Annotated in this window: 17 protein-coding genes; 9 read left to right on the top strand and 8 right to left on the bottom strand. The window is 71.1% G+C overall.

The features are described 5' to 3' along the window. Window positions 1–66: 66 nt before the first annotated feature. Both IE242_RS20410 and IE242_RS20405 read right to left on the bottom strand, forming a co-directional pair. Complete coding sequence (locus tag IE242_RS20410) at window positions 67–372, bottom strand: hypothetical protein (RefSeq protein ID WP_189861327.1); 306 nt, start codon at window positions 370–372, stop codon at window positions 67–69. Next, window positions 369–671: a hypothetical protein gene (locus IE242_RS20405; protein WP_189861325.1), complete on the bottom strand. Its 303-nt coding sequence runs from the start codon at window positions 669–671 to the stop codon at window positions 369–371. Before IE242_RS20405 ends, IE242_RS20410 begins: the two co-directional genes overlap by 4 nt. A 164-nt stretch (window positions 672–835) precedes the next feature. On the opposite strand from IE242_RS20405, the gene IE242_RS20400 reads away from it, so the two are divergent. The 3 genes from IE242_RS20400 to IE242_RS20390 all read left to right on the top strand — a co-directional run bounded on the left by IE242_RS20400 (window position 836) and on the right by IE242_RS20390 (window position 2,104). Continuing rightward, window positions 836–1,630, top strand: coding sequence for a helix-turn-helix domain-containing protein (locus IE242_RS20400; RefSeq protein WP_189861324.1), 795 nt, complete (start codon window positions 836–838; stop codon window positions 1,628–1,630). Continuing rightward, the gene (locus IE242_RS20395) at window positions 1,623–1,838 is read left to right on the top strand and encodes a DUF397 domain-containing protein (RefSeq protein ID WP_189861322.1); all 216 of its coding nucleotides are present in this window, start codon (window positions 1,623–1,625) and stop codon (window positions 1,836–1,838) included. The genes IE242_RS20400 and IE242_RS20395 overlap by 8 nt, the downstream gene beginning before the upstream one ends. A 68-nt stretch (window positions 1,839–1,906) precedes the next feature. After that, window positions 1,907–2,104, top strand: a complete 198-nt coding sequence (locus IE242_RS20390; protein WP_189861320.1) for a DUF397 domain-containing protein — start codon at window positions 1,907–1,909, stop codon at window positions 2,102–2,104. On the opposite strand, the gene IE242_RS20385 is transcribed toward IE242_RS20390, so the two are convergent. After that, the gene (locus IE242_RS20385; protein WP_189861318.1) at window positions 2,101–2,763 is read right to left on the bottom strand and encodes a class I SAM-dependent methyltransferase; all 663 of its coding nucleotides are present in this window, start codon (window positions 2,761–2,763) and stop codon (window positions 2,101–2,103) included. The two genes, IE242_RS20390 and IE242_RS20385, sit on opposite strands and share 4 nt — an antisense overlap. A gap of 84 nt (window positions 2,764–2,847) precedes the next feature. Further along, entirely contained in the window at window positions 2,848–3,522 is a 675-nt protein-coding gene (locus IE242_RS20380; protein WP_189861316.1) for a histidine phosphatase family protein, read from the bottom strand. 224 nt (window positions 3,523–3,746) lie between these two features. Here IE242_RS20380 and IE242_RS20375 point away from each other — a divergent pair, with 224 nt between their 5' ends. Both IE242_RS20375 and IE242_RS20370 read left to right on the top strand, forming a co-directional pair. Further along, on the top strand, window positions 3,747–4,124 hold the full coding sequence (locus tag IE242_RS20375) for a hypothetical protein (protein WP_189861314.1): 378 nt from the start codon (window positions 3,747–3,749) through the stop codon (window positions 4,122–4,124). Window positions 4,125–4,263: 139 nt separating this feature from the next. Then, window positions 4,264–5,121 (top strand): endonuclease I family protein, encoded by an 858-nt coding sequence (locus tag IE242_RS20370; protein ID WP_189861313.1) that lies wholly within the window; start codon window positions 4,264–4,266, stop codon window positions 5,119–5,121. Window positions 5,122–5,161: 40 nt separating this feature from the next. On the opposite strand, the gene IE242_RS20365 is transcribed toward IE242_RS20370, so the two are convergent. After that, window positions 5,162–6,130: a DUF3152 domain-containing protein gene (locus IE242_RS20365; protein ID WP_189861311.1), complete on the bottom strand. Its 969-nt coding sequence runs from the start codon at window positions 6,128–6,130 to the stop codon at window positions 5,162–5,164. A gap of 114 nt (window positions 6,131–6,244) precedes the next feature. On the opposite strand from IE242_RS20365, the gene IE242_RS20360 reads away from it, so the two are divergent. Genes IE242_RS20360 through IE242_RS20350 form a run of 3 tightly spaced genes read left to right on the top strand, consistent with a single transcriptional unit; the run spans window position 6,245 to window position 9,155 of the window. Beyond that, window positions 6,245–6,958: a response regulator gene (locus tag IE242_RS20360; RefSeq protein ID WP_189861309.1), complete on the top strand. Its 714-nt coding sequence runs from the start codon at window positions 6,245–6,247 to the stop codon at window positions 6,956–6,958. Then, entirely contained in the window at window positions 6,955–8,493 is a 1,539-nt protein-coding gene (locus IE242_RS20355; RefSeq protein WP_229859183.1) for an ATP-binding protein, read from the top strand. The genes IE242_RS20360 and IE242_RS20355 overlap by 4 nt, the downstream gene beginning before the upstream one ends. Then, window positions 8,490–9,155, top strand: coding sequence for a hypothetical protein (locus tag IE242_RS20350; protein WP_189861307.1), 666 nt, complete (start codon window positions 8,490–8,492; stop codon window positions 9,153–9,155). The genes IE242_RS20355 and IE242_RS20350 overlap by 4 nt, the downstream gene beginning before the upstream one ends. Before the next feature lie 16 nt (window positions 9,156–9,171). On the opposite strand, the gene IE242_RS20345 is transcribed toward IE242_RS20350, so the two are convergent. Further along, window positions 9,172–10,026 (bottom strand): helix-turn-helix domain-containing protein, encoded by an 855-nt coding sequence (locus IE242_RS20345; RefSeq protein ID WP_189861305.1) that lies wholly within the window; start codon window positions 10,024–10,026, stop codon window positions 9,172–9,174. Then, entirely contained in the window at window positions 10,023–10,838 is an 816-nt protein-coding gene (locus IE242_RS20340) for a helix-turn-helix domain-containing protein (RefSeq protein WP_189861303.1), read from the bottom strand. Before IE242_RS20340 ends, IE242_RS20345 begins: the two co-directional genes overlap by 4 nt. A gap of 491 nt (window positions 10,839–11,329) precedes the next feature. Between IE242_RS20340 and IE242_RS20335 the strand changes: the two genes are divergently transcribed. Then, window positions 11,330–11,764, top strand: coding sequence for a peptidoglycan-binding domain-containing protein (locus IE242_RS20335; protein ID WP_189861301.1), 435 nt, complete (start codon window positions 11,330–11,332; stop codon window positions 11,762–11,764). Window positions 11,765–11,963: 199 nt separating this feature from the next. Here the strand turns inward: IE242_RS20335 and IE242_RS20330 are convergent, their stop codons facing one another. Beyond that, complete coding sequence (locus tag IE242_RS20330; RefSeq protein WP_229859229.1) at window positions 11,964–12,770, bottom strand: ABC transporter permease; 807 nt, start codon at window positions 12,768–12,770, stop codon at window positions 11,964–11,966. Window positions 12,771–12,776: the final 6 nt, after the last annotated feature.

Genomic DNA, 12,776 nt, shown 5'->3' with positions numbered 1-12,776 from the left:
ACTCACAGCGGCGACCGGGAGTTGTACGCGAATTCCGCGCCGCATACGTCCCGAAGCGGAAACCGGTCAGTCTCCCGGGTCGGCGGCGACCACGAGCCGAGCTCCCCGGCTCTCCGCGATCCGGTGCACGTCGGTCAGCGCCTCGCGCATGCGCGCCAGCAGGTAGCGCAGCTGCGCGGGGGTCGCACGGCGGTCGGCGAGCATGTCGGCGGCGTGACCGAGGAGGTCGTCCGCCATCCCCAGCTGCACGGTCTCCATCGTGTCGGCCACCTGCGAGAGATGACCGGTTCCGTCGCTGATGAGGTAGCAGCGCCTGCCCTCCGGGCCGGCCCAGGGCAGCAGGCGCGGGCTCTCGACGCAGTCGTCGCTCACACCGTCACCTCCACTCCGTGGATGACGCGCGGCCCGATGTCGATCCCGTGCACGGCGAGCCACAGCGCACGGCGCCGGGCTCGCTGCCGCCGTGCTTCTTCGCGCCGCTCGTGCGCTACGAGGTAGGGCCGGACCAGGTGGTTGTCCTCGCCCCGAAGGGGGCGGGAGCCGGCCTGCCGGGTGGTCGGCAGGCCGGTCTGCCGGGCGAGGGGCGGGGTGGCCACTCGTCGGTGCCGTCCACGGCCGGGGAACAGAAGCCGTAGCAGCGGCTCGACGAGCCAGGCGATACGGTCACTCATGTCGTCAACTCCCTTGGATTCGTTGATGGCCATGCCCCCGGACCGGTCGCTCGGTCGCGGGGGTGTCGCTTTGTGTAGCGATCCACTCACAGAGTGATGTCGCTGTGGCTAGGCTCGCCAGAGGGATGTTGATACGGGGCGGTTGTAGCAAGGGGGTTGACGGGTTGGGCAACGTCTACGGCGACTGGCTCAAGGAGCGGCGCGAGGCAGCGGGACTGACGCAGCAACAACTGGCCGACGCCGCGATCATGAGTCGCTCACTCATCGGGCACATCGAGACGGGCCGCCGGATCCCGTCCAAGGAGGACGCGCAGCGGCTGGACACGGTCCTGAACACCGGGAACGTGCTGAGCAGCTTCCTCCCGCAGGAAAACACGGCAGTGGCCGACTACTTCGAGACGGCGCGGCAGCTCGAGCAACAGGCGGTGATGATCCAGGAGTTCGCTCCGTGTCTCGTCCCCGGCATCCTGCAGACGGAAAGGTACGCGCGTGCGATTCTGGGTACGACCTTCCCCCCTGTGAGTGAAGAGGAATGTGACAGGCGCCTTGTCACACGGCTTGAACGCGCGAAGATCCTCGACGATCCGGTCACTCCCGTAGTGTGGGCACTGCTCGACGAGGCAGTGCTACGCCGTCCAATCGGCGGGCCGCACGTCATGGCGGAGCAGATCGACCATCTCGTACACCTCGCGGAGAGCGGCAGGGTCCAGGTGTACGTGATGCCGTTCGCTCTGGGGTTCCACCCTCTCCTGAGCAACATGCTCACGCTGATGTGGTTCGAGGACCAGCCACCCGCGGTCTACGGCGAGGGCCTGTACATGGGGAAGGTTCACGACGCCCCATCCGTGGTCCAGGAACTCCAACATCGCTACGCCCTCGCTCTGGCGAACGCGCTGCCACACAAGGAAACATTGGCTCTACTCAGGGCGACAGCAAGGGATTACCAACGCCATGACTGACATACCGAACGCCGCGGCGCTGAAGGGCTGGCGAAAGTCCTCCCACAGCAACGACCAAGGTGGGAGTTGCCTGGAAGTTCTTGACGGCCACCTTTCCGGCGTCCCCGTTCGGGACTCAAAGCTTCCGGACGGCCCAGTGCTGCTCTTCGCCGCAGGGCCTTGGTCGTCCTTCGTTACTGCTGTCAAAAAGGGCGGTTTCCCTGCCTAGCCCGGACGGCGAGCAAGCTGAAGGGTCTCGCGCCATGCTGAAGGCGACAGTGAAGGAGTACGAGCGCCGTGACTAAACCCACCAGGTGGCGCAAGTCGTCGTACAGCGGCTCCGAAGGCGGCAGCTGCCTCGAAGTCCTGGACAGCCACCCCGCAGGGGTCCCCGTCCGGGACTCCAAGATCCCGGACGGCCCCGCCCTGCTCTTCACGGCAGCCCCTTGGTCGTCGTTCGTCGCCGCCCTCAAGAACGGCGACCTCCCCGACTAGGAGGCCTCGCGGCGGCGAGCCAGCAGCGTGGAGTCCTCGGCCTCGACCGGACCCCCTTCGCGCTGCAGCACCCGCTGCCGCTGCTCGGCCACGAGGACCTCGAAGTCGTCCGGCAGGCCGGGCAGCAGGTCCTCGGCGAGGAACATCGCCTTGCGGTGGGCCGCGGACATCCGGGTGAACTCCCCGGACGGCGCGTGGCCGACCACGAGCAGGTGACCGCCGGGGGCCACCGCATCGGTGAGCCGGCGGGTCACCTCCACCATTCCGCCGTCCGGCGCGTGCAGGTAGTGGCTGGTCACCAGGTCGTACGAGCGGCCGTCCGCCGCGAAGGCCCGGGCGTCGACCTGCCACCAGTCGACGCGGTCGGCGACCCCTGCCTCCTCGGCGTGCCGGGCGGCGCGGGCCAGGCCGTTGGCGGAGAAGTCGGCGCCGGTGACCGTCCAGCCCTGGCCCGCCAGCCAGATCACGTCACCGCCCTCGCCGCAGCCGACATCGAGCGCGGTACCAGGGGTCAGCCCGGAGGCCACGGCGACGAGCTGCGGATTGGGGTTGCCGCTCCAGAACCTCTCCTGGCCCGCATACCGCTCGTCCCAGGCCGGCGGCTCGAACATGGCGGCCGCCTCTTCTTCGCTGACACTGACATGGTCGTGGGTAGTCATGCCGCGATGGTGCACGCGCCCCGGAGGCGCCGTCACGAAAGATTGCCGGAACGGCAAAGCCAGGTGATCGTGATCAGCGGGCGGTCAGCGGTCTGCGTCGCCCGTACCGACCGCTTCTCCGGCGGGACCACTCGTCCCGGGAACGACGTCCTCCGGTCCGAGAGGGCGGCCCTCCCAGAGGAGCACCCGCCAGCCCCGATCGGGAGAGCCGTCGAGGACGACGACACCGGTGTTCCGCAATATGTGTGCGGCCGCGTACTCCGCGCTGACGTTCTCCGCCCGCGCGGCCACCCACATGCGTATCGCGGCGCCGTGGCTGACCATGGCCACCGTCTCCGCTCCGCTCTTCGCGGCCTCCTCGACGACGGCGTCGAAGCGGCCGAGGGCCTCCACGCCGTTCTCCCCGCCCGGCATACGGAGCTCGGTGTTCCCCGCGGACCAGGCCAAGGCGGTGGTGATGTACGTCTCACCGGCTTCGTCGTCGCCGCGCATCTCCAGATCACCGGCGGAGATCTCCCGGATCCCGTCACGGACGAGGACATCCAGCTGCTTCGCGGCGGCCAGCGGTGCGGCGGTGAGCTGCGTGCGCACCAGCGTCGACGCGTACAGGGCGTCGATCCTCTCCGCCGCCAGCGCCTGCGGCAGCGCGGCTGCCTGCTCCTGTCCCAGGGGGGTCAGCGCCGGGCCCGGCTCCGCGGTGTCCAGAAGGTGCTTGACGTTGGAAGGGGTCTGGCCGTGGCGGATGAGCAGCAGGCGCATGTAAGGGTCTACCTCCGAGGGGAGTGGTCACGTTCTTCCACTCTGCCACGTGCGCTTGCGTGTCCGGTGAGGGGAGACACCAGGGTGGGCGCACAGTCCGAGCGGCCGGCGCGCGGGCCCCGATGACCGGAAGTCGTACATACGCACGTCGTACTGGGATTCGAGACGGCTCGGGCCGGGCAGTGTGTTGAACGTTCACCGACGGCACGGGGGCAGGAGACGCCATGGCGGGCGACGGGCAGGACTCCGAGGCGTACACGTGCGGGCGGCTCTACTCGACGCTGCACGCGCTGCGGGTCATCGGCACGGGCAGCAGTGACCTGAAAGAGCATCAGCACATCAAGAAGGTGTACTCCACCCCGAGGGACGAGCTGCTCAGACACCTCCAGCAGGCGGGCGAGCACCTCCACAGGGCGGTGGCCCGCAAGGAGGACAAGCGGACGGCGGCGGCCACCAAGCTCTTCCAGGCGCTGCCCGGTGCCCTTCCGCCCGGCGGCATCCCCCGTGGGAACTTCGACAACAAGGCGACCGCGGACTTCCTCGACGGCTTCAGGAAGCAGTTGTCCGTGTTCGAGGAGGAGTTCCCCGCCCTCCTCGACTGACCGGTCTCCTCGACTGACCGGGGTCGGCGTGCCGGGCCCCGTCACCCGACCGTCCACTGCCGTTCACACAGCGCAGCACCCTTCCATGCCACCCTCCTCCCGTTGGCCGCTCATTCAACTCGCGTAGAACGGACACCCCATGCCCGACACGCACATACGCCCGGTGCACCGCCCCCACGGTGCCCGCGGCTGGAGAACGCCGGCACTCCTGACCTCCGCCCTGCTCGTCGGCCTCGCCCTGCCGATGACCACGGCCTCCCCCGCCTCCTCCGTCCCCTTCACCGCCCTCGTCCCGGCGGCGACCACCGCGTACGACGACACGTACTACGCGGACGCGACCGGCAAGACCGGTACGGCTCTCAAGGACTCCCTGCACGAGATCATCAGCGACCAGAAGAAGATCTCGTACTCGGCCGTCTGGGAGGCGCTGAAGGTCACCGACCAGGACCCGAACAACAGCAGCAACGTGAAGCTGCTGTACTCGGGCATCTCCCGCAGCAAGTCGCTGAACGGCGGCAACACCGGTAACTGGAACCGCGAGCACGTGTGGGCCAAGTCCCACGGCGACTTCGGGACGGCGACCGGCCCCGGCACCGACCTGCACCACCTGCGCGCGGAGGACGTCCAGGTCAACTCCATCCGCGGCAACAAGGATTTCGACAACGGCGGCAGCGCGGTCAGCAATGGCGGCGGCAGCCTCACCGACTCCGACTCCTTCGAGCCGCGCGACGCCGTCAAGGGCGACGTGGCCCGGATGATCCTGTACATGGCCGTCCGCTACGAGGGCGACGACAGCTGGCCCGACCTGGAGGCCAACGACAAGGTCGGCAACGGCAGCGCCCCGTACCTCGGGCGCCTCTCCGTCCTGAAGCAGTGGAACGACGAGGATCCGCCGGACGCCTGGGAGCAGCGCCGCAACGAGGTCATCCACAGCACCTACCAGGGCAACCGGAACCCGTTCATCGACCACCCGGAGTGGGTCGAGGCGATCTGGTAGGCAGAGATCTGGTAGGCAGAATCGTTTCCTCGGCCACGGCTCACGGCACGCTGGGACCGGTGATGCGCCGGCCGTTGCCGTCGTAGGGCCAGGCGTTGGGCTCGCAGCCCTTGAGGCCCTTGATCTGCTGCATCATCGCCGGAGCGGGCATGCCCGCTCCGGGGCAGGTCTCGTGGCCGTGGCCGAGGAAGTGCCCGACCTCGTGGTTGATGATCAGCGCCCGGTACTCCGGCACGTCGTCCGCGTAGTACTGGGTGGCCAGCAGCCACCGCTTGAGGTTGACCATGACGTCCTGGCCCACCCGGCAGTTCACCTCGCCGCCGGTGTCCAGGCCGTACTCGCCGCAGATCCGGTCCACCGTCTCCGCGGTGGCGAGCCGTACCCGGAAGTCGGACGTGCCGCCGGACGCCTGCCGGAAGCCGACCTTGCCGTCGGCCGTCCAGCCCCGGGGGTCGGCGAAGACCCGCTCGACCTCGTCCGCGACCTCGTCCGCCGGTATCCCGATGCCGTCCTCGACCTGGACCCGGTAGCTCAGCAGCCGCTCGGTCCCTCCGGTACGGGTGTCGTCGCCTTCGGCGGTGGTGAACGTCCCTGGACCCGAGGACGGGATCGAGGAGGGATCCACGTCCTTCCCCTTCCCCTTCCCCTTTTTATCCTTCTCGTCCTTCTCGTCCTTCTCACCCTTCTCGTCCTTCTCGGTCCCGTCCTTCCTCTTCTCGTCCTTCTCCTTCTCCGGGCCCTCGGCCTCCGCGGAGGGACTGGACGCGGGTTTCGCCTGTGCCGTGCGGGACGTCCCGTCGGCGCCGGCATCCGCGGGACGATCGGACGCGTCCGGCCGTCCCATCAGGGCAACCCCGCCCGCGAGCAGCAGTACGACGACGGCCGCCAGCCCGGACCGGAGAACCGGGGGCTTCCGGGCGCGGCGTCTCCGGTGACGGCGGCGACGATGGGCTCCGGAAGTGCCGGAGGCGTTGGTGGCCGGTGAGGACGTCGATCGGTGCACGCTCATGACCGGTCAGCGTGCTCCCGGCGTGTGCTCGTGCCTGGACCGCTGTTGGACCAATCTGTAACAGCCGCCACTCTGCCTGCCGACCGTCACACACGTCACCGCATACTGGCCTCCATGCCCCGTGTCCTGATCATCGAAGACGACCGCGCCGTCCGGGAGGGCCTGCGACTCGCCCTGCGGCGCCAAGGGCACGAGGTCGCCGCGGCCGCGACGGGCGAGGACGGACTGGAGCAGCTGCGGTCGTTCCGGCCCGACGCCGTGATCCTCGATCTGATGCTGCCGGGCATGCCCGGCCTGGAGGTGTGCCGCCGGATCCGCACCCACGAACAGGTGCCGATCATCATGGCCACCGCTCGCGGCGACGACGCGGACGTCGTCGTCGGGCTGGAGGCGGGGGCGGACGACTACGTGGTCAAGCCCGTCCGCGCCCGCGTACTGGACGCACGCGTCCGGGCGGTGCTGCGCCGCGCGGGCGGTCCGCCCGTCGGCCACGGCGCACCGCGGACCGAGCACTACGGTGACCTGGCCGTCGACCGCGCCGGCCTGACCGTCACCCACCGGGGAACGCCTGTCGCCCTCGCCCCCTCCGAACTCCGGCTGCTGCTCACCCTGTCCGCCTCACCCGGGCAGGTGTTCAGCCGCCAGCAGCTTCTGGAAGCGGTGTGGGAGCACAGCTACCACGGGGACGCCCGGCTCGTGGACGCCTGTGTCAAACGGCTCCGCGCCAAGCTCGGCGAGTCGTCGGAGCGGCCTCGGTACGTCCACACCGTGCGCGGCTTCGGCTACCGCTTCGGGGTCAGACACGAGACCCGGTCCGAGGTCCGGTGAGAACCCCGCGGCTGCCGCGCGCGCTGAGCGGGCTGCGCGTGCGGCTGGTGGTGGCCTTCGCCCTCGTCGCCGCCGTGGCCACCGTGACCACGGGCGCGCTGACCTTCCGCGAGGCACGGACCGGGATCCTGCAGCAGAGCCAGGACACGGTGATCGACGGCTTCCGTGACCGGGTCGACGCCCTCGTGCCCAACTACCGGTTTCCGCCCGCCCGTTCCGACCTCCAGTCGTTCGCCACCGACGTGGCGAGCGGCCGGCGGTCCCAGAACTGGCGTGTGCTGGCCGTCTACCGGGACCTGAGCGCGACGTCCGCCCCCGGGGACGCGTTCGAGGAGCTGTCCCCGGAGATGCGCGACTCCGTGCGCTCCCGCCGCGCCACGGTCTTCCAGCGGGTGTCGCGTGACGGCCGCTCCGCCCTCGTCGTCGGCATGCCCGTCACCTTCGCGGACGCCACCGCCACCTCGCGCGACGCGTCCGGACTCGAGGTCTACCTCACCGTGCCGCAGGGGGAGGAGCAGGGTTACGTCGACGCCCTGGTCACCGCCGCCCAACGCGCCACCGTGCCCGCCCTCGGCCTGGCCGTCCTCCTCGCCCTGCTGGCCGCGCGCCAGGTGCTGCGGCCCGTCAGGGCGCTGCGCCGGGCGACCCGGGACATCGCCGAGGGCCGCCTGGACACCCGGCTCACCGTCCGCGGCTCCGACGAACTAGCCGAGCTCTCCCGCAGCTTCAACGAGACCGCCGCCGCCCTGGAGGAGTCCGTGGCGGAACTGCGGCGCATGGAGGCCGGTGCCCGCCGCTTCGCCGCGGACGTCTCGCACGAGCTGCGCACCCCGCTCGCCGCGATGTCGGCGGTGACCGACGTGCTGGACGAGGACGCCGCCCGCCTGGACGGCGACACCGCCATGGCCGTACGCCTCATCAGCGAGGAGACCACGAAGCTGGCCGGCCTGGTGGACGACCTGATGGAGATCTCCCGGTTCGACGCGGGCGCCGCCGCCCTCCACCTGAACGACATCGACCTCGCCGAGTCCGTACGGCGCACCCTCGCGTCCCGCGGCTGGGCGGACACGGTGGAGACGCGCCTGCCGGAGCCCGGCGCCCTGCGCGGCCGGGCCGACCCGCGCCGCCTCGACGTCGTCGTCGCGAATCTCGTCGCGAACGCCTTCCGGCACGGCGCCCCGCCCGTACGTCTGCGCCTCCACGAACACGAACGGAACCCCACCGACGCGACGGGACGGCAGGCGGTCATCGAGGTCGCCGACAGCGGGAAGGGCATCCCCGACAGCGTCCTGCCGCATGTCTTCGACCGCTTCTACAAGTCGGACACCGCCCGGACCCGGAGCGAGGGCAGCGGTCTCGGACTGGCCATCACCGCGGAGAACGTACGCCTGCACGGCGGCACCGTGCGGGCGGCCAACCGTCCGGGCGGCGGTGCCGTCTTCACGGTCGTCCTCCCGCTGCGGCACGACGACGCGGAGGCGGAGCACGACGACGCGCACGCGGAACACGACCTCGCGAGGAAGGACCTGCCATGACGGAAGGACCTGCCGTGCCGGAAGGACCTGCCGTGACCCCGGCGGCACCGTGCGCCGCACCGGCCGTCCGGCGCACTCTCCCGTTCCTGCTGGCCACGGGCTTGGCGCTCGCCGCCTCCGCCTGCGGCATCCCCGCGACCGGCGTGGTCGAGGCGGGCGAACCCGCGACCGGTGTCCTGGAACCGGGCACGGCCGTCCCGGCGGAGGTCACGGGCCCCGCCGCGCACGCCGACACCGTCCTGGTCTACTTCCTCAGGAACGGTTCCCTGGTCCCGGTCACCCGCACCGTGGACAGCCCGGCCGATCCGGGGCCCGCCCTCCTCATGCTGTTCAAGGGCCCGGACGACCAGGAGCGCGAGGAGGGACTGGCCACCGAGCTGCGGCCGTTCACCGTGATGCCGACCGTACGGACCGATGGCGCGACGGTCGTGATCGAACTGCCCGAGGCCGTCGGGAAACTGAGCGACACCGCCACCGACCAGCTGGCCTGCACGGCAGCGGCCGCGCGGCTGCGCCAGGACCCGGATCTGGCAGCGGCGCAGGTGACCGTGACCGTGGAGCAGCCCGGCGGCCGGCTGGCCGGCCGGTCCAGCGACCACTGCCCCGGCGCGCCGACCGCCGCCGAGCCCACCGCCGCGGCTTCCGTCCCGGCGGTGCGCTGACGACCGCGACCTCGCGCTACTCCTCCCGGTCCGCACCTCCCGTACCGAAGCAGTACCGCTCCCCGCCCCGCACCAGACAGGCGCGCACCCGGTCCAGGTCACCGCGGCCGGCGGCGACCATGGGTGTGGTCAGGGAGCCCTCGGCGTCGTACTCGTCCTTCACCTCGGTCCGGCGCGGAGCCCGGTGCGGTACGCGGATCTCGACGCGGTCGCCCACGTTCCCGAGGTCGATACGGGCCCACACCGCACCGCAGACGGTGCCGTGACGGATCTTGATCACGGTCCGCCCGGGGAAGCCGTGCCGGCGCAGGGTGGTCGGCGGGGGCGCGGCCCCGCAGCCGTACTCCTCGGGGTTCTTGCCGGTACAGCTGCTGCCGTGGCAGCCCGTCGTCCGGACGGTGGGTGACGGGGGCCCGCCCCCGCCGGGAGCGCGGGTGCCGTCGGCGGAACCGGGGGTGAGGGCGCCGGTGACCAGCAGCGAGACGGCGATCCCGAGGGCGGCCGGCACGCCCGCCACCACGGCGATCAGCCGGCGTGGACCACCCGCGTCGCCCGGTGGCGGGGACGGTGCGACCGGTTCCGGTGGTGGAGCCGGTGGTGGCGTCCCGCCGGCCGCTCGGCCGCTCCATGCCGCGTCGGCCAGTTCCCACAGGGCGAGGGGCCGGGCGCGCGGCTCGCCCGCCAGTTCGCACAGGACCACGACGGCCTGCCTCGGCGGCAGCGCCTTGCCGTTGAGATAACGCTCCCAGGACGACTTGCTGTACGGCGTCTTGGCCGCCAGCGCGGCCATGCTCAGCCCCGTCCCCGCGCGCAGCTCCCGCAACGCCGCGGCCAGCCGCTCGCTCTCCACCGGCCGGTCCCCGGACGTCATCCGCGCAGCACCTCCCAGGTGTCCTCGCCGATCACCCCGTCGACGACGATGTCCGCCTTGTCCTGCAGCCGCTTCACCGCACGCTCGGTCCTGCTGCCGTAGGCCCCGTCGGCGATTCCCGGCGGAAACCCGTGGTGCCGCAGCAGGCACTGCGCCTCGACGACGGACCACTGCGTGGATCCCACGCCCAGCAGGGCCGTACGGGTTCTGCTGTAACCGGCCCGGAGCAGGCCGTTTCTGTCGCGGTCCACCTCGCAGGGGTAGTCCTTGCCGACCTGGAACACGAACGGGCCCCTGTCCGAGCCCTCCTCGTCGCCCGGACCCGCCGTCGGCCCCTCCGCCGCCGACACGGACCGTTCGTCACGCGCCCCGCCACCGTCGTCCCACACCTCGGCCACCAGCAGCGCGGTCAGCGCCACGACGGCCGTCACGGCCGCCACCACCGCGAGGACGAGCACCGGACGCCGCCGGTCACCGGGTCGCGCCGCCCCCTCGTCCCGCCCCGCCGTCCGCTCCGTTCCGGCGGCCGCCGGAACGGCCCCGCCACCGTCGCTCGCCTCCACGGCGACCTCGTGGAGGGCCAGCAGCCGGGCCGGGTCGATGTCGCAGGCGCGGGCGAACGCCTCCACCGCCCGCTGCGGAGGCAGTGCACGGCCGTTGAGATAGCGGTCCCACGAGGAGCGGCTGTAGCCGGTTCTGGAGGCCAGTGCCCGCAGGCCCAGGCCGCTGTGGTCCTTCGCTCTGCGAAGGTGCACGACCAGCTGCCGGACGCGCGGGTCCAGCGAGGTCGGCAGCTGCTTCCACCGAGACATGTTTCCCCCGTGTCCCTGCTCGGTTCAGTCTGCTCGGTTCAGTCTGCTCGAAGCCGTCCGCTCGAAGTCGTTCGCTCGAAGCCGTCCGCTCGAGGTCGTCTGCTCGAGGTCGTCTGCTCGAAGTTGTCACCGAGGATGCCGTACGCAGCCGCTCCGGTTCCCGCGCCCGGCCGCTCCATACCGCCCGAAAACACGTTTTCGGACACCGCTGACAGCGTCCCGCCGTCCCGCCGCTGCCTCGTCCCATGGCACGTCTCCGCAGGTCAGACAGTGGGACGTCCCGCGTGGACGGCATCCGTCCGACAGCCCTGGCACGGCACGGAAGTCGGCGGGCACTGTCGGTGGTGCCGACAGGCGGCGCACGCCGATCCACTCCGCGCCGCCCCCGGCCCAGCGGGTCCACCGCACCGAACCCGCACGAACCGACTCGGGATTCGGAATCCGGAGTTCGGAACCGGAAAAGGAACCGACCCAGAAACGGGGAGCCACTCATGGCCTTCATCACAACCCGCCAGTCCCTCGGCATCGGCATCGCGACCCTCGCCCTCCTGGGCGGCGCCGCCGGCGGTGTCGCCACCGCGAGCACCTCCGACACCGCGGGCACCGCCAGGGCCGCCACCGTCCACACCGGCTCGGGCGATGTCTCCACCGCGGCGGGCAAGAGCTGCTCGTACACCGAGATCGGCTGGTACTGCGGCTACTACAAGGGCAGCAAGACGGTCGGCTACGGCAGCAAGGGCCGTGCCGTCAAGGAGGTCCAGGCGCTGATCAACGAGACCACCGACTACAAGCCCAAGCTCTCGGTCGACGGCCACTTCGGCTCGAAGACCAAGAAGGCCGTGATCTGGTTCCAGAAGCAGTACGACGTCAAGCCGTACGACGGCATCGTCGGCCCGAAGACCTGGAAGGAGTTCCGGCTGAAGTAGGGCCGGAGACGCGGGCGGCCCGTCCTTCCGGGGGTGAAGGACGGGCCGCTCCCGCGCGCCGGCGGAGGGCGGCCGGGAACGCCGCCAGGGCGGCGTACGCCGACGCGGTGTCGGGGGTACGCCGCCCTGGGCGGGGTGGGGCGGAAGGGGGCGGGACGGGGTGTGGTGGGGGGCGGTTTCTGTCCTGCTGTCATGGGGGTTACTTCGGGTCGCGGTTGAACGTCGCGGTCGACCAGAAGTAGCCGAGTACCGCGAGACCCAGGCACCAGGCGGCGGCGAGCCACCCGTTGTGGCCGATCTCGGTGCCGAGGAGCAGGCCGCGGAGGGTTTCGATGGCGGGCGTGAAGGGCTGGTACTCGGCGATCGGTGCGAACCAGCCGGGCATGGAGTCGACCGGGACGAAGGCGCTGGACAGGAGCGGCAGCAGGATCAGCGGCAGCGCGTTGTTGCTGGCGGCCTCGGCGTTCGGGCTGACCAGGCCCATGCCGACCGCGATCCAGGTGAGCGCCAGGGCGAAGAGCACGAGCAGCCCGAACGCGGCCAGCCACTCCAGGGCGGTGGCATCGGTGGAGCGGAAGCCGATGGCCACGCCGACGGCACCGACGAGCACCACGCTCGCGATCGACTGGAGCACGCTGCCGACGACGTGTCCGACGAGCACGGACGGGCGGTGGATCGCCATCGTGCGGAACCGGGCGATGATGCCCTCGCTCATGTCGTTGGAGACGGAGACCGCGGTCCCGATCACGGTGGAGCCGATGGTCATCAGCAGCAGGCCCGGGACGATGTAGGCGATGTACGCGGAGCGGTCCGCGTCGCCGCCACCGATGCCCGCGCTCATCGTGTCGCCGAAGATGTAGACGAAGAGCAGGAGCAGCATGACCGGGGTGAGCAGCAGGTTCAGGGTGAGGGAGGGGTAGCGCCGGGCGTGCAGGAGATTCCGCCGGAGCATGGTGGAGGAGTCGCGTACGGCGAGGGAGATCCGGGTCGCGCGGGCGGGAGCCAGGGGGGT

Origin of the sequence: Streptomyces poonensis, assembly GCF_014650915.1 — a bacterium.
Taxonomy (GTDB): domain Bacteria; phylum Actinomycetota; class Actinomycetes; order Streptomycetales; family Streptomycetaceae; genus Streptomyces; species Streptomyces poonensis.
Note: the sequence above shows the minus strand (reverse complement) of the source record. Positions and strands in the feature narration are given on the sequence as shown.

Coding starts and splice junctions, on each gene's coding strand:
- IE242_RS20405 (WP_189861325.1), bottom strand. CDS start 671: ATGAGTGACCGTATCGCCTGGCTCGTCGAGCCGCTGCTACGGCTTCTG.
- IE242_RS20395 (WP_189861322.1), top strand. CDS start 1,623: ATGACTGACATACCGAACGCCGCGGCGCTGAAGGGCTGGCGAAAGTCC.
- IE242_RS20385 (WP_189861318.1), bottom strand. CDS start 2,763: ATGACTACCCACGACCATGTCAGTGTCAGCGAAGAAGAGGCGGCCGCC.
- IE242_RS20380 (WP_189861316.1), bottom strand. CDS start 3,522: ATGCGCCTGCTGCTCATCCGCCACGGCCAGACCCCTTCCAACGTCAAG.
- IE242_RS20375 (WP_189861314.1), top strand. CDS start 3,747: ATGGCGGGCGACGGGCAGGACTCCGAGGCGTACACGTGCGGGCGGCTC.
- IE242_RS20370 (WP_189861313.1), top strand. CDS start 4,264: ATGCCCGACACGCACATACGCCCGGTGCACCGCCCCCACGGTGCCCGC.
- IE242_RS20365 (WP_189861311.1), bottom strand. CDS start 6,130: ATGAGCGTGCACCGATCGACGTCCTCACCGGCCACCAACGCCTCCGGC.
- IE242_RS20360 (WP_189861309.1), top strand. CDS start 6,245: ATGCCCCGTGTCCTGATCATCGAAGACGACCGCGCCGTCCGGGAGGGC.
- IE242_RS20350 (WP_189861307.1), top strand. CDS start 8,490: ATGACGGAAGGACCTGCCGTGCCGGAAGGACCTGCCGTGACCCCGGCG.
- IE242_RS20345 (WP_189861305.1), bottom strand. CDS start 10,026: ATGACGTCCGGGGACCGGCCGGTGGAGAGCGAGCGGCTGGCCGCGGCG.
- IE242_RS20340 (WP_189861303.1), bottom strand. CDS start 10,838: ATGTCTCGGTGGAAGCAGCTGCCGACCTCGCTGGACCCGCGCGTCCGG.
- IE242_RS20335 (WP_189861301.1), top strand. CDS start 11,330: ATGGCCTTCATCACAACCCGCCAGTCCCTCGGCATCGGCATCGCGACC.